Origin of the sequence: Paenibacillus sp. FSL R7-0048, assembly GCF_038004505.1 — a bacterium.
GTDB classification, from domain to species: domain Bacteria; phylum Bacillota; class Bacilli; order Paenibacillales; family Paenibacillaceae; genus Paenibacillus_AQ; species Paenibacillus_AQ odorifer.
Map to the genome: position 1 here is coordinate 2,432,477 of NZ_JBBORF010000001.1, position 24,456 is coordinate 2,456,932.

At 45.3% G+C, this 24,456-nt stretch carries 29 protein-coding genes; 23 read left to right on the forward strand and 6 right to left on the reverse strand.

Going from position 1 to position 24,456, the window contains the following annotated elements:
• The first annotated feature begins 149 nt into the window (after positions 1–149).
• The 10 genes from rpmG to NSQ91_RS10570 all read left to right on the forward strand — a co-directional run bounded on the left by rpmG (position 150) and on the right by NSQ91_RS10570 (position 6,976).
• Positions 150–299: a 50S ribosomal protein L33 gene (gene rpmG, locus NSQ91_RS10525; protein WP_076098468.1), complete on the forward strand. Its 150-nt coding sequence runs from the start codon at positions 150–152 to the stop codon at positions 297–299.
• 48 nt (positions 300–347) lie between these two features.
• Positions 348–1,556 carry a GTP-binding protein gene (locus NSQ91_RS10530; protein ID WP_076125069.1) on the forward strand — a complete coding sequence of 403 codons (1,209 nt, stop codon included), beginning with the start codon at positions 348–350 and terminating at the stop codon, positions 1,554–1,556.
• A 218-nt stretch (positions 1,557–1,774) separates the two neighbouring features.
• Positions 1,775–2,482 (forward strand): metal ABC transporter ATP-binding protein, encoded by a 708-nt coding sequence (locus NSQ91_RS10535; RefSeq protein ID WP_076281165.1) that lies wholly within the window; start codon positions 1,775–1,777, stop codon positions 2,480–2,482.
• Positions 2,428–3,294, forward strand: coding sequence for a metal ABC transporter permease (locus NSQ91_RS10540; RefSeq protein WP_076125073.1), 867 nt, complete (start codon positions 2,428–2,430; stop codon positions 3,292–3,294). The genes NSQ91_RS10535 and NSQ91_RS10540 overlap by 55 nt, the downstream gene beginning before the upstream one ends.
• A complete protein-coding gene (locus NSQ91_RS10545; protein ID WP_076304428.1) occupies positions 3,284–4,327 on the forward strand; it encodes a metal ABC transporter substrate-binding protein in 1,044 nt (347 codons plus the stop codon). The genes NSQ91_RS10540 and NSQ91_RS10545 overlap by 11 nt, the downstream gene beginning before the upstream one ends.
• Positions 4,328–4,353: 26 nt before the next feature.
• Positions 4,354–4,623 (forward strand): 30S ribosomal protein S14, encoded by a 270-nt coding sequence (gene rpsN, locus NSQ91_RS10550; RefSeq protein WP_038569786.1) that lies wholly within the window; start codon positions 4,354–4,356, stop codon positions 4,621–4,623.
• Between the two features lie 149 nt (positions 4,624–4,772).
• Complete coding sequence (locus NSQ91_RS10555; RefSeq protein WP_081383129.1) at positions 4,773–5,207, forward strand: DUF6157 family protein; 435 nt, start codon at positions 4,773–4,775, stop codon at positions 5,205–5,207.
• Complete coding sequence (locus tag NSQ91_RS10560; protein WP_081387804.1) at positions 5,185–5,955, forward strand: GNAT family N-acetyltransferase; 771 nt, start codon at positions 5,185–5,187, stop codon at positions 5,953–5,955. Before NSQ91_RS10555 ends, NSQ91_RS10560 begins: the two co-directional genes overlap by 23 nt.
• 16 nt (positions 5,956–5,971) lie before the next feature.
• Positions 5,972–6,337: a hypothetical protein gene (locus NSQ91_RS10565; protein ID WP_076280977.1), complete on the forward strand. Its 366-nt coding sequence runs from the start codon at positions 5,972–5,974 to the stop codon at positions 6,335–6,337.
• Between the two features lie 3 nt (positions 6,338–6,340).
• Complete coding sequence (locus tag NSQ91_RS10570; protein WP_076280976.1) at positions 6,341–6,976, forward strand: class I SAM-dependent methyltransferase; 636 nt, start codon at positions 6,341–6,343, stop codon at positions 6,974–6,976.
• A 112-nt stretch (positions 6,977–7,088) separates the two neighbouring features.
• Here the strand turns inward: NSQ91_RS10570 and NSQ91_RS10575 are convergent, their stop codons facing one another.
• A complete protein-coding gene (locus NSQ91_RS10575) occupies positions 7,089–7,892 on the reverse strand; it encodes an MBL fold metallo-hydrolase (RefSeq protein ID WP_076125083.1) in 804 nt (267 codons plus the stop codon).
• 151 nt (positions 7,893–8,043) lie between these two features.
• Positions 8,044–8,628 (reverse strand): helix-turn-helix domain-containing protein, encoded by a 585-nt coding sequence (locus NSQ91_RS10580; RefSeq protein ID WP_036679391.1) that lies wholly within the window; start codon positions 8,626–8,628, stop codon positions 8,044–8,046.
• 164 nt (positions 8,629–8,792) lie between these two features.
• Between NSQ91_RS10580 and NSQ91_RS10585 the strand changes: the two genes are divergently transcribed.
• The 9 genes from NSQ91_RS10585 (at position 8,793) to NSQ91_RS10625 (ending at position 14,679) form a co-directional block, all read left to right on the forward strand.
• A complete protein-coding gene (locus tag NSQ91_RS10585; protein ID WP_076280975.1) occupies positions 8,793–9,080 on the forward strand; it encodes a Dabb family protein in 288 nt (95 codons plus the stop codon).
• 207 nt (positions 9,081–9,287) lie between these two features.
• A complete protein-coding gene (locus NSQ91_RS10590; RefSeq protein WP_076125085.1) occupies positions 9,288–9,728 on the forward strand; it encodes a DUF86 domain-containing protein in 441 nt (146 codons plus the stop codon).
• 58 nt (positions 9,729–9,786) lie between these two features.
• Entirely contained in the window at positions 9,787–10,452 is a 666-nt protein-coding gene (locus NSQ91_RS10595) for a helix-turn-helix transcriptional regulator (protein WP_076184345.1), read from the forward strand.
• A 100-nt stretch (positions 10,453–10,552) separates the two neighbouring features.
• Positions 10,553–11,032, forward strand: a complete 480-nt coding sequence (locus NSQ91_RS10600) for a YtxH domain-containing protein (protein WP_076280974.1) — start codon at positions 10,553–10,555, stop codon at positions 11,030–11,032.
• Positions 11,033–11,287: 255 nt separating this feature from the next.
• A complete protein-coding gene (gene racE, locus NSQ91_RS10605) occupies positions 11,288–12,094 on the forward strand; it encodes a glutamate racemase (protein WP_036689641.1) in 807 nt (268 codons plus the stop codon).
• Between the two features lie 306 nt (positions 12,095–12,400).
• The gene (locus NSQ91_RS10610) at positions 12,401–13,609 is read left to right on the forward strand and encodes a M14 family metallopeptidase (RefSeq protein WP_076219389.1); all 1,209 of its coding nucleotides are present in this window, start codon (positions 12,401–12,403) and stop codon (positions 13,607–13,609) included.
• A 110-nt stretch (positions 13,610–13,719) separates the two neighbouring features.
• Positions 13,720–13,974: a hypothetical protein gene (locus NSQ91_RS10615; protein WP_076125091.1), complete on the forward strand. Its 255-nt coding sequence runs from the start codon at positions 13,720–13,722 to the stop codon at positions 13,972–13,974.
• Positions 13,975–14,095: 121 nt separating this feature from the next.
• Entirely contained in the window at positions 14,096–14,398 is a 303-nt protein-coding gene (locus NSQ91_RS10620; RefSeq protein ID WP_036689223.1) for a HesB/IscA family protein, read from the forward strand.
• Positions 14,399–14,439: 41 nt separating this feature from the next.
• Complete coding sequence (locus NSQ91_RS10625; RefSeq protein WP_036689224.1) at positions 14,440–14,679, forward strand: DUF1450 domain-containing protein; 240 nt, start codon at positions 14,440–14,442, stop codon at positions 14,677–14,679.
• A 13-nt stretch (positions 14,680–14,692) separates the two neighbouring features.
• On the opposite strand, the gene NSQ91_RS10630 is transcribed toward NSQ91_RS10625, so the two are convergent.
• The 3 genes from NSQ91_RS10630 to NSQ91_RS10640 all read right to left on the reverse strand — a co-directional run bounded on the left by NSQ91_RS10630 (position 14,693) and on the right by NSQ91_RS10640 (position 18,635).
• On the reverse strand, positions 14,693–14,857 hold the full coding sequence (locus NSQ91_RS10630; protein ID WP_175617317.1) for a hypothetical protein: 165 nt from the start codon (positions 14,855–14,857) through the stop codon (positions 14,693–14,695).
• Between the two features lie 393 nt (positions 14,858–15,250).
• Entirely contained in the window at positions 15,251–17,290 is a 2,040-nt protein-coding gene (locus tag NSQ91_RS10635) for an LTA synthase family protein (protein ID WP_076305534.1), read from the reverse strand.
• 205 nt (positions 17,291–17,495) lie between these two features.
• Positions 17,496–18,635, reverse strand: coding sequence for a THUMP domain-containing class I SAM-dependent RNA methyltransferase (locus NSQ91_RS10640; protein WP_076305535.1), 1,140 nt, complete (start codon positions 18,633–18,635; stop codon positions 17,496–17,498).
• A gap of 202 nt (positions 18,636–18,837) precedes the next feature.
• On the opposite strand from NSQ91_RS10640, the gene NSQ91_RS10645 reads away from it, so the two are divergent.
• Positions 18,838–19,467, forward strand: coding sequence for an O-methyltransferase (locus tag NSQ91_RS10645; protein ID WP_076191324.1), 630 nt, complete (start codon positions 18,838–18,840; stop codon positions 19,465–19,467).
• Between the two features lie 4 nt (positions 19,468–19,471).
• Here NSQ91_RS10645 and NSQ91_RS10650 read toward each other — a convergent pair whose 3' ends face one another.
• Positions 19,472–20,692, reverse strand: coding sequence for an MFS transporter (locus NSQ91_RS10650; protein ID WP_038569803.1), 1,221 nt, complete (start codon positions 20,690–20,692; stop codon positions 19,472–19,474).
• A gap of 231 nt (positions 20,693–20,923) precedes the next feature.
• Here NSQ91_RS10650 and hemE point away from each other — a divergent pair, with 231 nt between their 5' ends.
• From hemE to hemG, 3 genes are read left to right on the forward strand one after another with little or no spacing between them, the layout of a single operon-like run.
• Entirely contained in the window at positions 20,924–21,985 is a 1,062-nt protein-coding gene (gene hemE / locus NSQ91_RS10655; protein ID WP_076125097.1) for a uroporphyrinogen decarboxylase, read from the forward strand.
• A 55-nt stretch (positions 21,986–22,040) separates the two neighbouring features.
• Positions 22,041–22,997, forward strand: coding sequence for a ferrochelatase (gene hemH, locus NSQ91_RS10660; protein ID WP_076191329.1), 957 nt, complete (start codon positions 22,041–22,043; stop codon positions 22,995–22,997).
• Positions 22,994–24,418: a protoporphyrinogen oxidase gene (gene hemG / locus NSQ91_RS10665; RefSeq protein ID WP_076305536.1), complete on the forward strand. Its 1,425-nt coding sequence runs from the start codon at positions 22,994–22,996 to the stop codon at positions 24,416–24,418. The genes hemH and hemG overlap by 4 nt, the downstream gene beginning before the upstream one ends.
• Positions 24,419–24,456 lie beyond the last annotated feature (38 nt).

Consider the following 24,456-nt stretch of genomic DNA (forward strand, 5'->3'; position numbering starts at 1 on the left):
TTCCATCTATACGTAATTTGTCCACCAGAAAGACCACAAAATTAAGAGAGTTGAAATTTTTACAAGATCATAGTTGACAGATTGTGAATAAACCGTGTACGATGTGTTAATCGTAATTATTACGATTTAATCAAAAGGAGATGGAAATGATGAGAGTAATCATTACTCTGGCATGTACGGAGACAGGAGATCGCAACTATACCACTACCAAGAATAAACGAAATCATCCAGGGCGTATGGAAATGAAAAAATATTGTCCACGCCTAAAGAGAGTAACCTTACATCGCGAAACCCGTTAAGGGCGGATGTTTTTAATCTTGATTTTATAAACGATAGGAGTGGTATAGTTGAAAAAGCTCCCTGTTACCGTGCTCAGTGGATATTTGGGCTCTGGGAAAACAACATTGTTGAATCATATTCTGCACAACCGTGACGGTCTTAAAGTAGCTGTTATTGTAAATGACATGAGTGAAGTGAATGTGGATGCGAATCTGGTGAAGTCCGGAAATACGCTTTCCAGGACTGAAGAGAAATTGGTTGAGATGTCCAATGGTTGCATCTGTTGTACACTTCGTGATGATTTGATTGTCGAAGTACAAAAACTGGCTGCGGAAGGGCGATTTGATTACATCCTGATTGAATCCTCAGGCATTAGCGAACCTGTACCAGTAGCACAGACCTTTACCTATGCCAATCCCGAGTTGGATATTGATCTGACTTCGCTTGCTCAATTAGACACGATGGTGACTGTTGTGGATGCTGGGCGTTTCTGGCATGACTTCTCCTCAGGTGATAGTCTGATGGACCGCAACCAAACGGCTGGAGAAGGGGATTTCCGCGATATTGTGGATCTGCTTATTGATCAGATCGAAACTTGTGATGTCTTGCTGCTTAATAAGTGCGATCTGTTGAAAGAAGATGAACTGAATAAGCTTGAAGCTGTGCTGCGTAAGCTTCAGCCGTCTGCTAAGCTGATCCGTACAATTAACGGCGTAGTAGATCCAAAGGAAATTCTAAATACCGGATTGTTTGATTTTGAGAAAACAAGCTTATCCTCTGGTTGGATCGCCGAGCTGAATAAAGAGACCCATACCCCTGAGACGGAGGAATACGGGATTTCTTCTTTCGTCTATCGCCGGAGAACACCGTTCCACCCGCAAAGATTAAGTTTTTTCTTTAGCAACTGGCCGGAAGAGGTCGTTCGGGCAAAAGGGGTGGCATGGGTAGCGGCAAAAGGTGATCTTGCAGCTACTGTAAGTCAGGCAGGACCTTCCATTCAGTTCGGACCTGCTGGTTACTGGTTGGCTACAATGCCTAAGGATCAGCAGTTGGAGGTGCTGGAAAGCGAACCTGAGCTGCGGGCAAAATGGGACGAGCAGTGGGGCGATAGAATAAATGAAATCGTATTTATCGGTGTAAATATAGATCAGGCACAACTCGAAGCCAGATTGGACAGATGTCTGCTGACAGCGGAGGAGCTGAAGCAGGATTGGACAAAGTTCAACAATCCACTTCCGTGGCCTGTTGAAGAACTCCTTGCGGCTGCTGAGGAATAGATACTTAGTAAATTAACGGTGGAAATCCGGAATCCAGAAGGTGGGATTCCGGATTTTTGTTGTATTCGAAAAAGGACTAATAGTTATTATTACGATTAATTTTCAGTTTTGGGTTTACAAATCGTAATGATTACGATATTATCAAATTTGTTAAATCGTAAAACTTACGATTTAATCTGGGTTGGACATAATATCAGTCAGAAGGGAGGCGAGGCATGATGATCCTATCATCCATGCGGAATGTAGTGTTCGGGTATGGGGATGAACCTGTTCTTGATGATATCTCATTAGATATTCATATCGGTCAGTTTATTGGTATAACGGGACCCAATGGTGCTGCTAAAACCACCCTGCTGAAGCTAATGCTCGGCCTGCTTCGTCCATGGAGTGGAACGGTTCAGTTGAATAAAGAGTTATCAGATAACGGAAAGATGGTTATCGGCTACGTTCCACAGCAGGTAGCTTCTTTTAACGCAGGGTTCCCAAGTAAGGTGATCGAACTGGTTCGCTCGGGTTGTTATCCAAGGCTTGGATTATTTAGACGCTTTACACCTGAGCAGGACGAGATCGTTGAGCGAAGTTTAAAGCAGGTGGATATGTGGCATTTGCGAGACCGGAAGATAGGAGAACTGTCAGGCGGCCAGAAGCAGCGGATTTGCATCGCTCGAGCATTGGCACAACAGCCGCAGATATTGGTTCTCGATGAACCTACTACGGGAATGGATCTGGACAGTCGTATTGGGTTCTATAAGCTGATGCGCCATGATGTCAGTGAACACGGCCGGACCGTAATCATGGTGACGCATGGCCTGGAAGAGACCAGCTCCTATCTGGATACGTTGATCAGCCTGGAACGAAAGGAGAATGAGGGTTGGCAATGTTTAGTTACGAATTCATGCAACGTGCATTTTGGGCCGGTGGATTAATTGGCATTATCGGTCCGCTACTCGGGGTATATCTCATGCTTCGCCGTCAGGTCCTAATGGCGGATACCCTATCTCATGTTTCGCTTGCAGGAGTAGCACTAGGCTCAATACTACAGCTTAATCCGGCACTAAGTGGCTTCATGGTAGCGATTCTCGGTGGTATTGTCATCGAACAGCTTCGACGTTCTTATCGTACATATAGCGAGCTTCCGGTAGCGATTATTATGACCTCTGGATTAGCATTGGCAGTTGTACTTATGAGCTTAAAGCAGAATTTAAGTAAAAGCTTCAGTTCCTATCTGTTTGGTTCCATCGTTGCGGTCAGCGACACTCAACTAAAGATTATCGCTGTGGTTGCTGTAATCGGTCTGATCTATTTTATTGTGTTACGCAGATCCTTATATAATCTGACCTTTGATGAAGAGACCGCTAGTATCAGTGGAGTTCATGTGGGCTGGTTATCATTTTCGTTTGCTGTACTAACTGGAATGACAGTCGCTGCTGCGATGCCAGTTGTTGGAGTGCTGTTAGTCTCAGCGCTTATTGTTTTGCCAGCTTCGATTGCTTTGCGTATAGCGTCTGGTTTTACGACAGCTATATTGATCTCAATCGGCGTAGGATTACTCGGCGTTTTTAGTGGCCTAAGTGCCTCGTATTACATCAATACACCGCCTGGTGGGACGATTGCTCTTATACTGCTATCGTTCTTATTAATCGCAATTTTGGTACAGAAGCTGATCCGACTAAGAAATCGTCGGCGAATTCATAAAACTATTTCCAGTAAAGGAGTTACACCTCTCAATGAAATTTAGAATCCATCATTTAGCCATTTTGTCCCTGTCCGCGTTACTTATTGCCGCCGGTTGCGGTAATAATGCTGTTAATTCTTCTACTACTACGAATGCTTCTGGAGCCGCAGAAGCTACAGCCCTTCCGGAGTCATCTAAATTAAATATTAAAGTCAGTTTCTATCCTATTTACGAGTTTACCAAAAATGTGGCAGGAGATCTGGCGGACGTGGAAGCACTCATACCGGCAGGAATCGAACCCCATGATTGGGAACCGACTGCAAAAGATATGGCAGAAATCTCAGATGCGGATATGCTGATCTATAATGGCGCAGGAATGGAAGGTTGGGTAGATCAGGTGCTGGAAAGTGTATCTGGCACTCCGTTAATTACTGTAGAAGCGAGCAAGGGTCTGGACATCATGGAAGGCACGGAAGAGGAAGAGGCTGACCACCACCATGAAGAAGGGGAACATGTTCATGAAGAAGGGGAACATGTTCATGAAGAAGGAGAGCATTCGCATGATCACGGTGGATTAGATCCGCATGTGTGGCTCAATCCTACATTAGCCATTCAAGAAGTGCGTAACATTGAAGCAGCTTTAGCTGCTGCCGCACCTGAACATGCCGAGGATTTTAAGACAAATGCAGATGCTTATGTAGCTAAGCTGGAGCAACTGGATCAAGAATTTAAGGACGGTCTTAAGGATACTAAACGCAAGGATTTTATTACTCAGCATGCGGCTTTTGGATACCTTGCCAAGCAGTATGGATTAACTCAGGTCCCGATTGCCGGACTATCTCCGGAGCAGGAGCCTTCTGCCGCAAATATGAGTAAGATTGTGGAGTTTGCGAAAGAGCATAAAGTGAAGACGATTTTCTTCGAGACACTTGTATCCTCCAGTGTGGCAGACACAATAGCAAAAGAGATTGGTGCCAAAGCAGCCGTTCTAAACCCAATTGAAGGATTAACAGAGGAAGATCGCAGTCAAAACCTGGATTATTTAGGAATCATGCGTCAGAACCTGGAAGCCTTGAAGAGTGCATTGAACGAGTAGATTTAAAGGATGGAAGGAGAACGAACATGGCCAAGAAATCTAAAGTTGTGAAAGAATTGAAGAGACAAGCACTAGTCGCCAAATACGCTGTTAAAAGAAAAGAACTAAAGGAACAGGGGGACTATATGGCTTTGCAAAAGCTGCCACGTGATTCCTCCGCAACTCGTCAAAAAAATAGATGCCAAGTGTCTGGCAGACCTCGAGGCTATTTGCGGAAATTTAATGTTTCCCGAATTGTATTCCGCGAATTGGCGCATAAAGGTCAGATTCCGGGCATTACCAAGTCGAGTTGGTAAATGAGAACGGCTAATCCTCCGTAGTTTAGAGGATTGGCCGTTTTTGCTGTTCATCCATCATGGGCTTTAGAAAATTCGGCTATGCTTAGAATAGGAAAATGATTTATCATAGAAGGAATATATTTCTATTTAAGATGGAGGTGATGCAAATGAGCTATACCGATACTTTTATTCGTGTAGCAGAGGACTGTCCTGAGGAAATAGGAGTTCCTCCGATGTCTTGCCGAACGCTCCCGCCTGCACATGTGATTCAATATGAACTGTTAATCAATGAGCCCTACAAATACAATCATGAAGAACTTCTGTACGAGGTTCATGTGCGCCATAAACAAATTCCACAGGAAGAACGTTTGGCCCGTAAGGAAGAAATATGGAACGAACTATTTTCCAAAAATCATCCTTGTCTAAGGGCTTCACTGTTGCCGAAGCGTTTTGGTTGGGGTGTTCATTATAACGGTGAGGGGAAAATAGCTCTCTATGGCAAAGAGTCTCCCGAATATGACTATTTCACCTCCCAAGGGGAGGGAGCTGTGAAATTACTGCCTGCGATGCGTAACAAACGTGCTTCAAAAGGAGCGGATTAAGCTGTATAAATTCATAGAAGAAATCACACTTAATACTTGGCCGGCGGAGCAAAGCGTTCTCCTGCAGGGCTGGATTCTACGTTCGGCAGCTGGTTATACAAAAAGGGCCAATTCGGTCAATCCATTATACGGGGCTGACAGCTCTCAGGTTGAACTCACAGAACAAATCAAGCTTGCGGAGCGGTATTATGAGCATGCTGGACTACAGTCTGTGTTCAAAATAACCCCCTACATCCTGCCGCCAAAGCTTGATGAGATTCTTGCAGAGCGTGGCTATACAATTGCCGAGCCTTCATCTGTAAGGCTTCTTGATCTGGGGGACTTAGCGAGCCCCGATCTGCGTTATACGGTTCAGATACAGGAGAGCTTGACTGAAGAGTGGCTGCACACCTTCAGTGAGCTTACCGGCTTGTCTGATAAGAACCGGGAAACCTTAACTAGAATGTTGTCTGCATCACATTTGCAGCAGGGTTATGTCCTGTTGTTTAATCATGGTGTTCCTGTCGCCTGCGGTCTTGGTGTGATTCAGAACGGGTACTTGGGTCTGTATGATATTGTCACTTCCCCTGCTCATCGTAGAAAGGGAATGGCGGAACAGCTGCTGCTAGCGTTGCTTAATTGGGGTAGAGCAAAGGGAGCAACAACTTCCTTTCTGCAAGTTGTGCAAGCGAATACGGGGGCTTCAGCCTTGTATGACAAGCTGGGTTTTAAGGAGATCTATCAGTATTGGTATAGAGTGAAAAACTAGCTGAGGAGGGGATGCGGTGAGAAAATTAGGATTGAATCTCCTGATCATTATTGTGTACTGTTTTCCATTTGTCTATTTCGCGATGGATAAAGATTTCAATAATGGTTCAATGGTTGGTTATTTAATGATGATCATCATAACATCACTAATAGCTTTTTTGGGAAAATGGTCTAATAATATAATTGCTATAGTCATTGGGAATATTGCTTCTGCATTTGTCTCTTATTATTTTATTAGCAACTTGTCAGGGGAAGGCGGTTGGGACGGGACGTTTTTCAAACCACTTGGACCTACAGGATCGTTTATATTTTTTAGTATGCTAAACCTGATCCCTCAGTTCCTTGCGATGAAATTAGCGAATAAATTTAAAAAGAAGGTCTAATCTATGTCCGAATACTGGAGTCGAAGATTTGCTCAGGAAGGCATGATCTGGGGGAGTGAACCTAGTCCTACAGCTCAGGCAGCAAGGGATATATTCCGGCAACATAACGTGAAATCAGTTTTAGTCCCGGGTGCGGGATACGGAAGAAATACGAAGGTGTTCTCAGATGAGTTTAAGACCTTAGGCATTGAGTTGAGCGAGGACGCGTTAAAGATGGCGGCAGAATGGGATCCCAAGAGCCATTTTATCTCAGGTTCCGTATTAGATCCTATTTCTGAAGTACAGGTTGATGCTGTCTACTGCTATGACGTATTGCATTTATTTCTCGAAGAGGATCGCCGCAGGCTCGTAGCTAATTGTCTGGAACAGCTGCGGCCGGATGGCTTGCTCTATTTTACCAGTTTTTCCGATGAGGATGCGAACAACGGCTGTGGAACACTTTTGGAACCGGGAACCTACGAATACAAAGAGGGAAAATACGCCCATTTTTTTAGTGAAGAAGATTTAAGACAACATTTTGCAGGTACGAAAATAATTACGACCGGCTCATGTGTGGAGACTTTATGTGGGCCGCTTGGAGAAAAACATCAATACATACTGAGATATATCGTCGCACGTAAATCTGCACTAAGCAAGTAATTTAGGGAGGAACTCCCTATAATTTCGTTGAATATCCGTAGAATCGGCTATATCAAATGAATTATAGGGACTTTTTCCCTAGACCTCTGTGCGCTGATCAGGAGTACCTTTTTTACACAAATTTACCTTGACCCGGTAGCGCCATTTCTTTGAAATTTTTGCACAAATGAGCAAGCTGAGTAGACAGCTCCTCACCTTCCATGGGTACTCCATGTCCCGAAAGAACAAGATGTGGATTCAGCAAGGCAAGGGTACGGACCGATTTCTCAGCAGCTTCCCAGTCTGTCGTGAAATAAGAGGGTGGGCCATGCACCACCTGATGCTGCGTAGCCACTGCAAATACGGATTCCTGTTTGACCGTAAGGAACGTATCACCAGCGATCAGAACTCTATCCTCAGGCCTGAACAGGGAGATATGTCCGGGACTATGTCCAGGGGTATGGATCCATTCCCAGCCCTTCGCACCAGGAACAGTCCTGTCTTCCGGCAAGGGATGAACGGCTGAACCAAGGTCAATGCCATGATGTGAAAATAAAGGGGAAATCATGCTCATAAGCCCGCCGCCTACGGCCGGATCGGCTGGAGGGTAGTCTTCTTTACCTGTCAGAAAAGGTAGTTCTAGCGGATGAGCATATACAGGCACATTCCATTCCTCAACAAGCCTTTTTACACCCCCAATATGGTCAAAATGCCCATGCGTCAGGATAATTGCCACCGGAGGTTTATCATAATGCTCCGTAGCAAAATCAATAATATTGCCTGTATATGAGCTAAGACCAGTATCTACAAGAACCCAATCCGAAGAGGGCTGGCCAATTAATGCGACATTTACAAACATAGTGCGAAGTCCAATGACACCAGGGGCCACTTTCCAAGTATCGGTATAGCCCTTTGACAGAATTCCGTTAAGTTTCATCTTGCGCCTCCTGACCCGTTCTTTAGTACTACACAATATATTTACACACAGTAGTATGACCTCTTTTTAAGAAAAAAAGGTATGGCAAATAACCCTTCTCATGATTTCTTGAAGAAGGGCTGTGTTAGACGTGTTTTGTGAGAGGATTGTATTAGAGCGTTCCGCAGTCTGCAAATAGAATATGGCGTGGAATCCGAAAGAAAGCTTCGGCTTTTTCCTGCAGAGCAGGGGTCGGCAGATGGCTGTTGTGGAGCCATTTTCGAAATGTTCCAGGATGGACGCCTATCCAGATACTTACATCCGTTACTGAGAAATCGTAAACCATACAAAGTCCGGTCAGGATAACATTGCTGCGCGGTGAACTGGTAATACTTCTTTTCATAAAACGTGAGGGTGTAGGCTGACATACAATGGGGCTTTGACGAATCAATGCTTCATTGAACAGAATGTGGGGTGGGTACCCCAATAGGCGGCAGGTCTTGTCAATGTTATTGTTGGAAGGGATACGACCTTCGTATACCCAAGCGCTTACACTGCGTGAGGATATACCAAGCTCTTCTGCGAGTCGTGACAGCTTGATATCCTTAGCCATCAATACAGCAAGCAGCACACGGTTTCTAATCTGGCTGCGCTTTGGACGGCGAAATCTTTTGACTCGAACGCCTTGTCCAAGGTATTTGCGATTGATCAGAGACCACGCCTGGATATTATGAGTTTCTTGTTGGTTATTAGGCATAATTCCTCCGATTTTTTAAAAATATACTACAACACTTTCTGGTATATCGGCAATGGTTAATGCTGCTATTTCTGACAACACCGTTTAAGTTTCTTTCAGAACAGCTACGCTTATGATATATTTTTAATATCTAATTACAATATTACATTAGGGAGCGATATAGAATGATCAAACATATTGTGTTTTTCAAATTAAAAGATCGGTCCGAAGAAAGCGTAGCGGCAACGGTAGCGGTACTGCGTAATATGAAAGGTAAGATCCCGCAGCTTCTCTCCATCGAGGTGGGTGCTGACATCATTCATTCCGATCGTTCCTTTGATATTGCTCTAGTCACAGAAGTGGCTTCTCTAGAGGATTTACAGGCGTATCAGGTTCATCCGGCGCATAAAGAAGTTATTGCTCACATTAATGAAGTCAAAGAACTCTCGATTGCTGTAGATTACGAAATTTAAGCAGCTGCTTGAATATAGTATCATCATTTTATACCGGAAGCGGTGACAGGAATGCGTGAGCTTGAGTATCCAATGGAAGCGTTAACTTATTTAGTCGTTTTTCTCGGAGCATGTTTCGTAATGTTCTTCTGGCTGAAACGCCGTGGCAAACGCGGTAAGTAGAGATTAGGACGGTTCTCTAACAATTATAGACATGGGGGTATTGCTGTGTATTATGTCAACCGCAATCAAATCGAAACCATTCTTGCTCAAATCCCTGATATTACCGCTGGTCTTCGGACTGTAGCAGCTTCCTGGGATGGTACAACATTAACCGGACTAATACAGGAACGCTGCCTCCATCTGGCAATAGAGGTTGTAACAGACGTTGGTAGCTGTCTCATTGACGGGTTTATTATGCGTGATGCTGGAAGTTATGAGGATATAATTTCTATTATTCATGAAGAGAAAGTGCTAGGTCAAAGTGTGATTTATGAGAGATTGATAGAATTAGTTGCTCTGCGTAAGCCACTCGTTCAGGATTATTATGCCTGGGAGAGAGGTGATCTGCATCCACTTACCCCCATTCTTTCGGAAGTACTTGAGCAGTTTGCCGTTGAGGTACGGAAATATTTGGACCAGGAGCTTGGAGCCAGTGTACCGCTATAATAGCATAGGATAGAATCACATAGAATAGGCGATAGCCGTGAAAGAGAGGGGTTCCTTTATGATGAAGATGGGGCAGGAAAACGGATCGACAAGACAAATGATTATGACGCTCCTGAAGACGAAAGGAACACTGACCATCGGCGCGCTGGCAGAAGAATTGGGAATTACAGAGATGGGTGTCCGTCGTCATGTGCTTCAGCTGGAGCAAGAAGGGCTTGCAAAGACAAAAGTGGTCCGGCAAGCGATGGGGCGGCCTTTACATATGTACTCATTAACGGAGAGAGCCGAAGAATATTTTCCAAAAAGTTATCACAACTTGGCTTTGGAGCTTCTGCGTGAATTGGATTACGGCAGTGGACTGGATGCTGTTAATACATTATTTGAAGGACGCCGCCGCCGGATGCTCGCTCAGTATGCTCCGATGATGGAACGGCGGAATTTGGAAGAACGCGTCGCCGAATTATCTTCCATCCAAAATGCCGGTGGATATATGGCAGAATGGAACCGCGAAGAGGATGGCTCATATGTCATAAAGGAGTACAATTGCCCGATTCGCCAAGTGGCTACCCAGTATCGTAAGGCTTGCCAATGTGAGCATAGTCTTTTCGAAGAATTGCTGGATGCTAAGGTCACACGTAATGAATGTATGGCAGAGGGCGGCCATTGCTGCCGCTACGCTATCGTACCCAAAAATGTTACAGACAAAACTTCTGAAAAGTTATAATAATTAGTCACAAGACAATCCCCTGCTGCTTATGATATAGCAGATATAGGCATTAGCCCGGTAGAGCGGGGAGCAATGAATTTAAAGGAGAGATGAAACGATGAAAAAGGACACCAAAGGCTTATTATGGGGCGCTTTAGTCGGCAGTGTGGTTGGATCGGTGACAGCATTGCTGTTCGCACCTAAACCAGGTAAAGAGCTGCGCAAGGATATTGCGGAAGGAACTGCCGCTGGTATTGAGAAGGTTCAAGAAATTGCCGTTCAAGCCGGAGACAAGAGCATTGAGATTTATGACAAAGCAAAAGATTCGATTGGGCATGTAGTGCATGAAGTTCGGGAATGGAGCAAATCATGTGCGAATGCTGTTGATGAAGAAGAAAAAATCACAGTAACTGTAAGCGGTATTGCTACAGAAGATGCTGTAGAAGCAGTTGACGCTGTAGAAGCTGTTGAAGAGGCTGCTGCCACTTTGGAAGTGGTAACTCAGTTGGTTGAGGCCACTATAAGTGAAGATGTAAGCGAAGAAGTTAGCCTGGAAGAAGTCGTTCAAGATGACAAGGTTGATAAAGAAATTCTATAATGGGACCGTGGTTTAAATCCTCTGTTTCAGTGGTAAAAGAGTACTCATTCTCTTATAATAGAGCCGCTTCTTCGCATTGGGCGGAGGGTGGCTTTTTTAATTAGTTTGCCCCCGCTTGTTAAATGATGGAAGAAGACTAGTCTTGAACTAAGAGGGCAAAAGGAGTAATATCTGCAATTGGGGCTGAAAGCCAGGTACATTTTGTTTTCACCTTACATAAGCTACACAAAACAAGTAGAAGGAAGCGGTGTGTTCGTGCAGCAAGCTATAGCAATATTAGACTCAGGTGTGGGAGGGTTAACAGTTGTCAAAGAAGTGATGAGGCAACTCCCGCGGGAGAAGATCATTTATTTCGGAGATACTGCCCGAGCTCCGTACGGACCCCGTTCGACCGAGGAAGTACAACTGTTTACTGAACAAATTGTAGATTATTTGATCCAGTTTAATCCTAAAATGATCGTTATCGCTTGTAATACCGCAACAGCTGCGGCACTCGATTATATCTCAGCCAAGGTCTCCATCCCTGTAATTGGGGTGATTCATCCCGGAGCCCGCGCAGCAATTAGCGCAACCAAAAGCGGACATGTCGGCGTGATCGGTACGGTAGGAACCATCAACAGCGGAGCTTATACTAACGCATTAAAGCAGTTGTCCCCTTTTGTTGAGGTTGTAAGTCAAGCCTGTCCAGCGCTTGTCCCACTTGTCGAGCAAGGCAAGTTCCGCTCAGAGAAAAGTTACGATATCGTAGAAGAGGCACTCGAAGGCATTAAAGACACTAACATCGATACTTTAATTTTAGGATGCACTCATTATCCATTTCTTGTAGAACCCATTGGTGAGACTATGGGATCAGGAGTCAAGCTGATCAGTTCTGCAGATGAGACCGCTCGTGAGATCAGCACAATTTTATATGACAAAGGCAAGCTGTCCATCGGCGATGAAAGTCCAATTCATCAGTTCTTCTGCAGCGGTGATGCTGAGATGTTTCAAAGCATCGCGCGAGACTGGCTTGGAGAACAAATTAGACGTACTCCAGTAGTGTGGCAAGTATCCACGTTATAAGCAGGAGCAATGTTGAATTGAATGGGGACAAACTCCATGGGAGTGTAAAAAGAAAAACAGACTGGGAAAGCACATTTCCCAGTCTGTTTTTTTGAAATATAAGCATTTATACGCTGCGGATCTGTAATATCCTTATTTTCATGAGAAATGGTTGCCATCTATAAAGGGCGATGACGTTGTTTTTTCTTGTGATTCATTTCTCCTTCATGCCGGGTAGTGGCGCTTGCATACAATAGAGTTAAGTGCTGTATGCCGCTGTTTTTGTATTGCTGTATCAGCAATTTAAGGCCGAGAGGATGAGACCTAATGCGACAATATATTGCAAACAGGGGAGATACCGTAAGCCGAATTGCCGCTCTACATGGATTAACTCCTGAGCATGTTATTCAAGGTAATCCATGGGTTGGGAGGCAGTCTTATTTATACCCAGGCCAGGTTTTATTTCTGCCATCTTCGCCGCGTAAAAGGTATGCTGTGCAGGAAGGGGACACTCCAGAACGGATAACCTCATTATTTAATGTGAATTTAGAGGATTTGGAGAAGCTTAATCCTGGTGTGACCTCAGGGCGCTGCTGTACACCTGGAAAAATACTTGTCATTCCACCCCCGATTCCAGACCGCGTGGTGTTTCTGCGCGGGGAGTACGGTCCGGCTGATGTTGAGAGTGACATTGACAGCTTGCTTGTCCAATACCCGTTTATACAAGCAGCCACAATAGGCACGAGCGTACTCGGCAAGCCACTCCATGTACTCAAGATCGGGAACGGCACTCGTCATCTGCATGTTAACGCCGCTTTGCATGCCAATGAATGGCTGACTTCGCCATGCTTGATGTCCTTCATAGAGGAGTATGCAGCAGCTTATGCTGAAGGCTTGGAATGGAATGGACATAACCCTGAGGTTTGGTTCCAAAACTGGACATTATGGGTCGTGCCTATGGCTAATCCAGATGGTGTGGAGCTGGTTCAGGAAGGGGTTTTGCCTGACCATCCGTTTTATGATGACCTCATGAGATGGAATGGTGGACGAAGCAGCTTCCGGCATTGGAAAGCTAACATCCGCGGTGTGGATCTTGGGGATCAATTTCCCGCTCATTGGGAAGAGGAGCGGGAACGTCGGGGAGTAAGGCAGCCCTCACCGCGGGATTACAGCGGCCCTGAACCGCTGAGTGAGCCTGAAGCAGCTGCTCTGGCAGCCCTGGCTGAGGAAGCGCCTGGCGAAGCTGCAGTGTCTCTGCATAGCCAAGGAGGAGAGATTTATTGGAACTACCGGGGGTATGAGCCTCCCGAGAGCCGTGAATTAGCCGCGCAGCTGGCAGTTGCGAGCAGTTACCGGGCAGTGGAGCTGACGGGAAGTGATGCCGGATATAAGGATTGGTTTATTCAGACCTTCCGCAAACCTGGATTTACTGTGGAGCTTGGGATTGGCAAAAATCCGCTGCCACTAGCAGATTTTGAAGATATGGCCCTGGAAACAGGACTTATATTAGCAACGCTCCTTTCCAATGTGAAATAATTATGAAACATTTGCAGTAAACTTGCGTAAAATAAACCATAGGGTATGGCCGCTGTCGTCACTACACGTTATCCGCGGCTGTATCCTTTTTACTTGGGAGGAGGGTCACCATGAAACTGAAAAAAATACTGTCACTAAAACAATGGTCCCATATCTTCAGTAGCTCCTGGCAATACATCCGCTCCCCTAAAGTAGCAATGGGGGACAAGCTGTTATTTACAATTCCAGTACTGCTCTATTGGGTCTTGCCGGACTTCATGCCATTTATTCCGATCGATGATATTGGAGTGACCATGCTGCTAATGGGCTGGTTCGTGTCACGAATGGGCCGGAAATATCCTACCCTTCAGCAGGGTGAAGGATAGCACCGCACATTTTCGACAAGAACTTCAGAGCTAATTAGCCAATATAGTTGCTTTTAGATGTCATTTACCTTTAAAATAAGTAATTGAGTATTTAATTTTCGGACTAGGAGATGGAATATAGATGAAGGTCAAAATTACCCGTAATGCGGCTAAAGTGATAAAGAAACAAATGGAGCTGGAAGGAAACAGTGAGTTGAAGCTGCGCGTAGCAATTACACATGCACACGGTGATCATGCTCACTACGGACTGGACTTGGACACGCCTAAAGAGAACGATGTTGTAGTATCGACAGATAAGGAAATCGATGTTATTCTTGATCCGAGCCAACCACTCCTTGATGGCGTGGTCGTTGATTATTTGTATCTTCCACAAGAAGGTTTTGTCATTACGAATCCCTCTAAAGGTAATCACGGCGATCACTAAACACTCGCCTGTAAATTTCGAACACAAAGAAGGGTTGCTCCATGGCTAACGAAATACAAGTGTGCGATGAATGTAATTTCATGAAGTTGAAAAGTATTATCCCAAAGCTGCAAAAAATGGCACCTGATGCCGAGATCAAGGTCGGCTGCAAGTCGTACTGCGGTCCATGTGGCAAACGGGCTTTTGTTTATGTGAATGGTCGTTATGTGAGTGCTCCAACGGAGGATGAAGTGTTGAAGAAAGCGGAAGCTTTTATCAAACAGCCCTCCGTTCAGAAATAATACTGAGTTCTTATCAACTAAGATAATAGGGTCGATCCCTCTTCATTCTCAGAATAAGTAAAAGTAAACAGAGCAGCGATTCTCCTGTTAATTTGGAGGATCGCTGCTCTGCGTTTTCTGGCCATTGACGGCTTACTTCAATCGTGCCCATCATCCCATCATTTCTCCGTCTCATCATCTCATCTTCCCACCATCTCACCGTCTCATCGAGCCCACCATCCCATCATCTCCTCATCACACAGGCGTTACGGACTCAGATGACGTTATTTGCCTGTTTTTAGCCTTTAAAGCAAGATTTCGGACCCCAGTGACGCTATTCCCTAAAAAGAGGCTCATATCGGCGTTTTCTAGGCTAATAGCTGCTCTGGAGTCCGTTAGCATTCCAAATCTCGGATAATGCTGCGTTTAGGGTCAGCTGTGTCCGTTAGTGAGATACTTCGCGGATCCAAGTCGGAAAACCAAACGTGCTTCCAACAACGATCAAGTGGTAAATGTCCAACATAGAGAGGATATCGCAGCAGCCCTTTTCGATAGTTTTTTGGGCAGTCTCTTCGTTTACCCGGATGTAAGCTTAAGGTGCAGATTGTGTGTTCTTGAGCTTCTTGATTCCATCATATTTCATGATATCGTCGGAGATCTGTAGGCGGAGCTTGCTGGTCTCATACCCGATGCTGCACTCCCCTACGTCAACGGCTTCCCGGCTTTCGAGACTATAACAGGTTCCGCTGGCAAATTGCCCATTTTCGCTGGGGAGATAAGAAAGCTTTTCATCGGCATAGGCACCGGATCGCAGCGTTACAAGACGCTCATGCCCGCTAAACAGATTATTGCCCATGAGATAATAAGGATCACGTGAGATCCCCAGCAAATGGAGCAAGGAAGGTGTAAGATCCAACTGACCAGCTGGAGCTGAATCTAGGACAGAGGCGTTAGAGCCTGGCAGATGAATGAGCAAGGGTACCTGATGCATTATTTGCTGCATATCGAGTGCGCTAAGGCTTTTGCCGAGAAATTGTTCGTAATAAGAGGTCTCCTGGATCGAATTATCATGATCTCCATAGAAAGCAACAATGGTATTATCCCACAGCCCACGCTGCTTCATCTCTTTGACCATTTCCCCTAAAGCTTCATCCGTATAGTGAACAGCCTGCAAATAATCTCCGAAGATCGTGCCCTTGAACTCTCCAGTATCAAGCCCTTGTTTATCTGCAGGGAGAGAATAAGGATGATGGCTGGATAGTGTAGTCAAAAATGAATAAAAAGGCTGCTGTATCGTTTCTGAAGTGTTCATAATATCGAGGGATTGCCGCAAAAAGGATTTGTCACCCAGAGACCAGCCTAGAGGTTCGTCTATTGTATAGTCTTTTTTGTTATAAAAATGGTCATAACCCATCGCGTTATACATAATCTGCCGATTCCAGAAGCTACCTTCGTACGCATGAAAAGCATTGGTACTGTAGCCCTTTGATTTCAAAATAGCAGGCAGCGTGTCAAACTGATGATCCGGGTAACGGACAAATACCGAGCCGGAGACCAGCGGGTACAGGGAAGCGTTGGACGTGAAATCCGCATCGGAAGTTCGGCCTTGTGAGGTCTGATGGTAGTAATTGCTGAAATAGGTGTTTTCTTTGATTAGAGCGTTCAGATTAGGCGTGATCTCCTGGCCGGATATTGAGCATCCAACTACAAAGTTCATAAAAGCTTCAGCTTGAATAACAACGATGTTGCTTCCGCTGTATTTTCCAAAGCTGTCATTATTGGCATTTTGCTCAGTGTTTTGTTTATTGAACCAGAGCTGCATTGAGGTGGCTTCTTCTTGCGAAAGCTCGGGCTGCGGACCTAGATGATCTTTAGCATATAAGTAAATATCATAACCGTGAAAACCGATTAGTCCGGTTACGTTATACATCGCCAGACTCCACCAGTTGCCAGTGAAAAGATCTTTAGCCCAGGTAGTAGCGTAGGTGTGGATAGGGCCAAAGGTCAGCGCGCAACCTAGCGCCAGAGCAACGATGCCATTCACGCTTCTTTTTAGCACCCTGCTCAGGCGTGAAGAGCGGCGGGAATAACCGTTTTGAGAATAAGAGTGAGATTGCCCATAACGGCGAGGGGCGGCATTAGACAAGTATGTATGGGTTTTCCGGTGGTATAACCCTATTCCGATTCCATAGGCAATAAGCAGAAGCCAGTCAGCAAACAAATAAAGATCGGAAGGACGCAGTAGAGCGAAGATACTTCCACCAAGCGCATCCATCTGTCCAGCCTGAAACAATACGGGTACCGTGATAAAATCCTGAAAATAACGATAGTAGACGATATCCGAATAAATAAGCAGTGTAAGAAGCAAGTTTATACTTAACAACGCTATCGTCTGTCCCCGGCGGGGAAGCCACAGGGTCCAAAAAGACAATAACATGACTGAACCTACAGCAATCCATTTGTCCTGCCGGTTCATATCTATATTGGGAGCATGCAGCCCACTATGCAGAAATAATAACTTGGCCAGCATGATGCCAAGAAAAAGGAGATAACCGATATATCGGGAGCGAATCACAGCAGCTATTGTACTTGTTACGGTTCTGTTGCTCCGAATTGATGGAAAGTCAGACATTATAAAACCTCCTAACACAGAAAATAATTAAAACCAGAATAAACAATGTTGTTGTCTTTTTCAGATGATAAACGTTTCTCATAGAAATATATGAGCGAAAAGTTATAGGCGCTAAACTAAAACAGTCTTATACTCGGAGAAAAACGGACACCCTCCTCATACGAGGTAGATGTCCGTTCTGCATTCAAAGCAATGGTGATCCTAATTATTTCGGATTTCTAGGTGGAAGTGGACCCAAGTATTGATAATATTGACACTCGATACGTCCGTTATACAGTTTGCGGCGTTTGTCTGCCTTACGACCGTAAAATTGTTCGAATTCCTTGTAAGGGCTGATCGCAAAAAATGACCATGTTGGCAGATATATCATCATTTCACCAAACTGGCGGGTCAGCTTCTCCACTTCTTTGTCATTACTGATCCGTTCCCCATATGGAGGGTTAGTAATGATACAACCATATTCTCCTTCAGGTCTTGCTTTGGCGGCAGCCATCACTTTGAAGGTAATTTCTCCGGACAGTCCAGCACTCTTGGCGGCAGCTTCAGCAATTTCAATCGCTTCTGGATCAATGTCCGTACCTGTTAATTGCAAAGGATAATCATCGCGCACCGCATCGAAAGCTTCTTCGCGCGCCTCTTCCCAAAGATGTTTGGGGATGACTGGCCAATGTTCAGATGGAAATGAGCGGCGTAGTCCTGGAGCAATATTCCAAGCGATCATGGCAGCTTCAATTAACAGTGTTCCCGAACCACAACATGGATCGAACAGGGGCCGATGGCCATTCCAGCGGCTAAGCTGGATTAGTGCAGCAGCCATTGTTTCCTTCAGCGGAGCCTCTGTTGCATGTCTGCGGTAACCCCGTTTGTGAAGCGCGGGTCCTGTGGTATCTAATGTGATCAAAGCGATGTCATTTAATAAAATCACTTCGATCACATATCGAGGACCGTTCTCCGGGAACCAGTCTGTATTATACGAAAGCTTCAGCTTCTCAACAATAGCTTTTTTGACAATCCCTTGGCAAGCGGGTACACTCGTTAGTTGTGATTTATGGGACCGTCCTTCAACCGGGAATTCTCCATTCTCTGGAATCCAATCTTCCCAAGGCAAGGCTTTAACCCCTTCGAATAACTCGTCAAAGGTTTTAGCAGGGAATTGGCCCATTTTAACCAATACGCGGTCAGATGTACGCAGCCACAAGTTACAGCGACAGATATCGATGTAATCACCGCTGAATAATACTCGTCCGTTCTCGACCTTGGTCTCATAACCCAGTTCGTTTAATTCGCGCGCTACCACAGCTTCTAAACCCATAGGGGCAGTAGCGATTAATTGTAATTTGCTCAAATACTCTCAACTCCGTTTAACTTGTAGATAAATACTAAAAGCCAGTACAATAAGAAGAGACGACATTGTCGTCCTTTAAAGCATCCATACAAGTATAGGGGAATGTGGGACACTTCACAATGCCCGGCATTCCATAAATCATAAAATGTTCCCCGTCATCCCTTACTATGAGCAAACGGGGGATCCTCAAAGGAGAATCTTTATGCTTACGCAAGAAGAATACAGTGAACAACTTTATACAGAGGACGAAATTCTGCTTCGAGTAAAAGAAGCAATCGTTCAAGCAGGCATGCCGCCGGTGTCTGTCGAGCCGGGGTACGGAAGACTGCTCACCATGCTAGTTAGACTGTCTCGCTCTAAGCGTATTTTGGAAATTGGCGCACTTGGCGGTTACAGCGGAATTTGCTTATCCCGCGGTTTCTCTGAAAGTGGCACACTGACTTCGCTAGAGCTGAGAGCCGACTATGCCGAGCTTGCCCGCCGTAATTTAGAGCTGGCAGGCTTCGGGGATACTACGGAGTATAGAATAGGACCCGCAATGGACAGCCTGAAGGCACTGGAAGCAGAGGGCGCTAGGTTCGATTTCTTTTTCATTGACGCAGATAAGTTGAACTACACTAACTACTTGGAATATGCCATCAAGCTGGCCAATCCAGGAGCGATCATTGCGGGTGATAATATTTTTCTCCGTGGACGGACCTTAAATACAGATAGAAATGGTCCTGCCATCCTGGCTGTGCGCCACTTCAATGAGATGATCGCTACGGATGAACGTCTTATCAGTACATGTCTGCCTGCCTATGATGGACTGGCACTAGCGATGGTCAAATAGCTGATTAGCGAAATAACCGCGGTGTTGTTACTTTGTACAGCTTCAATCGAACCCAAATCGTATTAACCAGCAGCAAGCAGCCGGATATAATGAAAAGCCCCTCAATTCCGATGTAACCTGATAGAAAGCCGCCCAAGATAGCTCCCAGCATATTGCCTAGCGCCAATGTACTGCTGTTGAAGCCGAATGCGCGGCTTTCTTTTCCGTCAGGGGTATAGGAGCGGATAAGCGCATTAACGCTGGGCAACAGTCCGCCCATGAAGACTCCCATTAGGAAACGGACTATAATCAGCTGCCAGACACTAGTTACGAATGCCTGCGGAATTAGGAAGAGTGAAGCGCCAATTAACGCATAGGTCAGAATACGATGTGCGCCGACTTTGTCACTTAGCTTCCCAAGCAAGGGCGAAGCCAGCATATTGGAGATCCCTGTAACCGCACTGACCATCCCGGCCAAGAAGGCTATATTCTCAGCGGGTCCATTTAATTTTTCTACATAAAGTGGCAACAAGGCCATAGGACTAATCATTGCAAATTGCAGCAGAAAGGTTACACCGAATAGAGCTGGAAGCTGAGGGATTTTGATTAATTCCTTCAAGCCTGCGAGTACAGAAACCTGTGGCTCTTGTGCGGCTTCGGCGCGGTCGAATTTTTCTTTAACAAGAAATAATGCCAGCAGAGAGGCGATAAAGAGCAAGGCTCCAACGACATAAAAAATCGGCCGAAATCCGATTAAATCGGCAAGTAAGCCACCAATCAGTGGCCCTAGAATTGTTCCTGCTACAGATCCTGATTGCATCAATCCCATGGAGAAGCCCATACGTTCTTTGGGGGTAGTACCTGACACCAGTGCAATGGAGGCGGGATTGAAGCCAGAGATTGTACCGTTTAAGAGACGGAGCAGGAGCAGCTGTAAAGGGGATTGTGCGAAGCCCATTAATACCATGACAATAGCCATGCCAAAGCTGGAACGCAGCAACATGATTTTGCGTCCATATTTGTCTGCAAGCTTGCCCCATAATGGCTGGAATATGAAAGAGGTTAAGAAGTTTGCGGCAAAAATAAGTCCCGCCCAGATTCCAATTTCATGTTCACCCTGGACACCAAGATCCTTCGCAAGGTACAAGGTCAGGAAGGGTGTAATCATTGTCATTCCAGCATTCACCAAAAATTGCCCGAACCAAAGCACTAAGAGGTTGACCTTCCAGGTCTCCCATTTCTTCATAGTGCTTTCACATCCTTTCAAAGAATTTCAGAGAATATATGATTCACGGAAAAAATGCCATTTTATCAGTATATCATTTTTTGCAGCTTCATGTGTGCAACACATGTCATAGTAATGTCATAGGATTGTCATTCCAAACTCTTCGTATTAGTTGTTACAAGCTTTTAAAAAGGGCATAATAGTAGATATGCCGATTAAAAAAATCTAATAAAATATAATGGAGATCTTATCATGACCTACAATGACACTTTTATCCGCGCCTGCAGAAAGCAGGACACGGAGCACGTTCCCGTATGGTACATGCGGCAGGCCGGCCGTTATGATCCCGAGTACCGTAAAATTAAGGAAAAGTATTCGTTGCTTGAAATCTGCAAGCAGCCTGAGCTGGCGGCAGAAGTAACCATGATGCCCGTTCGCAAGCTGGGTGTGGATGCGGCCATTTTGTATTCCGACATTATGAATCCAGTTGCTTCAATCGGAGTGAAATTCGATATCGTTAAGGATATCGGTCCAGTAATTGAGAATCCGATCCGTAGTGCAGCTGATGTGGAGAGACTAAAACCCATTGATGTGGAGGGTGATCTGAGCCACATTTTGGAAACGATTGCTATTCTGGATAAGGAACTGGACGTTCCTTTGATCACTTTTGCAGGCGCGCCGTTTACAATTGCCAGCTATTTGATCGAAGGTAGACCTTCCAAAGGATATATCCGTACGAAAGAGCTAATGTACAGTGAACCCCGTGTCTGGGAAATGCTGATGGACAAGCTGGGCGATATGATTATCACTTACCTCCGAAGTCATGTGCGGAGTGGAGGCAAAGCCTTCCAATTGTTCGACAGTTGGGTTGGTGCGCTTGCTCCACGCGATTTTGAAACGTACGTGCTGCCGACGGTTTCTCGTATTTTTTCCGAATTATCTGATCTTGATGTACCTAAAATATACTTTCCTGGCGTAAGCTCTGGAGAATTGCTGCCAAGCCTTACGAAGCTTCAAGCAGACGTAATCGGGCTGGATTGGCGAGTTAGCTTGACTGAAGGCCGACGCAGAATAGGCAATAAATTTGCGATTCAAGGAAATCTTGATCCATATTTGCTTACAGCTCCGATGGACCTCTTGAAAGAACGCGCGAAAGCACTGATCGACGAAGGTGTGCTTGAGCCAGGTTATATCTTCAATCTGGGCCATGGATTATTCCCGGAGGCCTCATTAGACAAACTTAGAGAATTGACGGAGTATATTCACGCTTATTCTCAGGAAGTATTACAAGAAACGGCTAAGCAGCGTTCGTAAAAAATATAAGAATGTATATGTTCCACGCTATTAAATTGTAAAGGGGACGGAATCCGTGACAGTAAAAATAGGTGTTCTCGTCATGTCGTATGGCACTCCTAAGAGCCTAGAAGATGTTAAAGCTTATTACACGCATATTAGACGGGGGAATCCGCCAACAGCGGAGCAGCTTAAAGAGTTAACCGACCGTTATGAAGCAATCGTCGGGGGGGTATTCCCACTGCGGGAGAATACAGACCGGCAAGTAGAAGCTTTACAAGCAGCATTAAATGCGGATAAAGCGGGAGCAGATGTTGAATTTGTCTGCTATCAAGGCTTGAAGCATGCCAGTCCCTTTATTGAGGACGGCGTGGAGGCTATGGCGAAGGATGGCATTACTCAAGCAGTGGGTATTGTTTTGGCGCCACACTATTCCAGTATGAGTGTAGGGAGCTACATCAAGCGTGCGCAGGAAAAGGCTGATGCATGCAAGATTGACATGGGTTTTGTGGAGAGTTACCATATGCATCCTGAATTGATCGATGTGTTAAGCCAAAGAGTGTCGGCGAAGCTGGATCAATATATTGAAGCAGGTGCGACCCGTGATGAGATTCGCGTATTATTCAGCGCTCATAGTCTTCCAGAACGTATTCTGGCTATGGGTGATCCATATCGGGATCAGCTGCTGGAAACTTCGCAGGCAATTGCAGCTCAAGCAGGCATAACCAACTGGCAGTTTACTTGGCAAAGTGCTGGCCGCACAGCTGAACCGTGGCTTGGTCCAGATATTCTGGACACGCTGCAACAGCTTAGTAAAGAACAGGTGGAATACGTATTGGTGGCCCCTATCGGATTCGTATCCGATCATTTAGAGGTACTGTACGATCTCGATATTGAGGCAACAGCCGTAGCTGCAGAGCTTGATATGCGTCTTATGCGGATTGACTCACTGAATAGTGATCCTGCATATATGTCTGTATTGAGCGATGTAATTCGTAAACGACTGGAGCAGATGAAGGCCGCTCAATCATGATTGGTCCCACAAGAAAAATTGTTATCATAGGCGGAGGGCTGAGCGGACTCAGCGCCGCCTTTTATATTCGTAAATTTTATAAAGAAGCGGGTATTAAGCCTGATATTGTCTTGCTTGAGAAAGAGAAAAACCTCGGTGGAAAGATTGAAACCTTACATCGCGATGGTTTTGTGATTGAAAAGGGACCGGATTCATTTCTGGCGGAAAGGGCGGAGATGTGCGAGCTGGCTAAGGAATTGGAATTGGATCACGAGCTGGTATCCACTAACCCTCTTGCTAAGAAGCGATATATCTTGCAGCGGGACAAGCTTAATCCTTTGCCAAACGGTCTTGTACTCGGTATCCCTACCGAACTGAAACCTTTTTTATCAAGTGGGTTAGTTTCGTTTGGGGGCAAAATACGTGCGATGATGGATTTTATTCTTCCTCCGCGGCGTAATGATGAAGACGAATCGCTTGGTGAGCTTATTGAGCGCCGTCTAGGGTCTGAAGTGCTGGAGAACTTAACCGAGCCACTCCTCTCTGGCATGTACGCCGGAGATATACAAAAAATTAGCCTGCATGCTACTTTTCCGCAATTTGGACAATTAGAACAACAGTATGGCAGCCTTATTCGTGGAATGCGCACAGGGCGAAAGAATAAAAAGGTACAGGAAGGTACTACACAGACTACCTTCTTGACGTTCCGCAAAGGGCTGCAAAGTCTCGTGCATAGTCTGATTTATGAGCTGCATGATGTAGAACAACGGACGGAATCTAACGTAGTTTCTATTCAGGCTGTTGGGAGTCCTTCTATTTATGAGGTAGAGCTGGAGAATGGCGAACGGTTGCTTGCAGATGATGTATATATCACTACGCCTAATTTTTCGGCTGCTGACATACTTCGTCCCCATATGGAGGTTACGGCGCTGGAAGCGGTGGATTATGTTTCAGTAGCGAATCTAGTCATGGCTTTTAGCAAAAAGGATATTGTTAACGAATATGATGGATCAGGTTTTTTTGTGCCTCGTAAAGAAGGGCGGAATATTACTGCCTGCACATGGACATCTACGAAATGGCCGCATACGGCTCCTGATGATAAGGTGCTTTTGCGCTGTTATGTGGGTCGTTCTGGTGATGAACAGAATGTTCAGCTGCCTGATGAGGCTTTGACGGAGCTTGTGCTTAAAGATTTACGAGAGATCATGGGCATTACTGCGAAACCAATATTTACGGAAATCACCCGCTTAGAGCATTCCATGCCGCAGTATCCTATAGGACATCTTGATAATATTACCGAATTCCGCAAAGATTTAGCGGCTTCGCTTCCTGGTGTGTATGTCATTGGCGCCGGATTTAATGGCATAGCAATGCCGGATTGCATCAAGCAGTCCAAGCTTATTGCGGAAAGCGTTGCTAAACAGCTAATGAATGAAATGTGAGTACGATGACTAAATAAAACAGTGAAGCGAAGCATGAG

Coding starts and splice junctions, on each gene's coding strand:
- rpmG (WP_076098468.1), top strand. CDS start 150: ATGAGAGTAATCATTACTCTGGCATGTACGGAGACAGGAGATCGCAAC.
- NSQ91_RS10535 (WP_076281165.1), top strand. CDS start 1,775: ATGATCCTATCATCCATGCGGAATGTAGTGTTCGGGTATGGGGATGAA.
- NSQ91_RS10545 (WP_076304428.1), top strand. CDS start 3,284: ATGAAATTTAGAATCCATCATTTAGCCATTTTGTCCCTGTCCGCGTTA.
- rpsN (WP_038569786.1), top strand. CDS start 4,354: ATGGCCAAGAAATCTAAAGTTGTGAAAGAATTGAAGAGACAAGCACTA.
- NSQ91_RS10555 (WP_081383129.1), top strand. CDS start 4,773: ATGAGCTATACCGATACTTTTATTCGTGTAGCAGAGGACTGTCCTGAG.
- NSQ91_RS10570 (WP_076280976.1), top strand. CDS start 6,341: ATGTCCGAATACTGGAGTCGAAGATTTGCTCAGGAAGGCATGATCTGG.
- NSQ91_RS10575 (WP_076125083.1), bottom strand. CDS start 7,892: ATGAAACTTAACGGAATTCTGTCAAAGGGCTATACCGATACTTGGAAA.
- NSQ91_RS10580 (WP_036679391.1), bottom strand. CDS start 8,628: ATGCCTAATAACCAACAAGAAACTCATAATATCCAGGCGTGGTCTCTG.
- NSQ91_RS10585 (WP_076280975.1), top strand. CDS start 8,793: ATGATCAAACATATTGTGTTTTTCAAATTAAAAGATCGGTCCGAAGAA.
- NSQ91_RS10595 (WP_076184345.1), top strand. CDS start 9,787: ATGATGAAGATGGGGCAGGAAAACGGATCGACAAGACAAATGATTATG.
- NSQ91_RS10600 (WP_076280974.1), top strand. CDS start 10,553: ATGAAAAAGGACACCAAAGGCTTATTATGGGGCGCTTTAGTCGGCAGT.
- NSQ91_RS10610 (WP_076219389.1), top strand. CDS start 12,401: ATGCGACAATATATTGCAAACAGGGGAGATACCGTAAGCCGAATTGCC.
- NSQ91_RS10615 (WP_076125091.1), top strand. CDS start 13,720: ATGAAACTGAAAAAAATACTGTCACTAAAACAATGGTCCCATATCTTC.
- NSQ91_RS10620 (WP_036689223.1), top strand. CDS start 14,096: ATGAAGGTCAAAATTACCCGTAATGCGGCTAAAGTGATAAAGAAACAA.
- NSQ91_RS10625 (WP_036689224.1), top strand. CDS start 14,440: ATGGCTAACGAAATACAAGTGTGCGATGAATGTAATTTCATGAAGTTG.
- NSQ91_RS10630 (WP_175617317.1), bottom strand. CDS start 14,857: ATGATGAGACGGAGAAATGATGGGATGATGGGCACGATTGAAGTAAGC.
- NSQ91_RS10635 (WP_076305534.1), bottom strand. CDS start 17,290: ATGTCTGACTTTCCATCAATTCGGAGCAACAGAACCGTAACAAGTACA.
- NSQ91_RS10645 (WP_076191324.1), top strand. CDS start 18,838: ATGCTTACGCAAGAAGAATACAGTGAACAACTTTATACAGAGGACGAA.
- NSQ91_RS10650 (WP_038569803.1), bottom strand. CDS start 20,692: ATGAAGAAATGGGAGACCTGGAAGGTCAACCTCTTAGTGCTTTGGTTC.
- hemE (WP_076125097.1), top strand. CDS start 20,924: ATGACCTACAATGACACTTTTATCCGCGCCTGCAGAAAGCAGGACACG.
- hemG (WP_076305536.1), top strand. CDS start 22,994: ATGATTGGTCCCACAAGAAAAATTGTTATCATAGGCGGAGGGCTGAGC.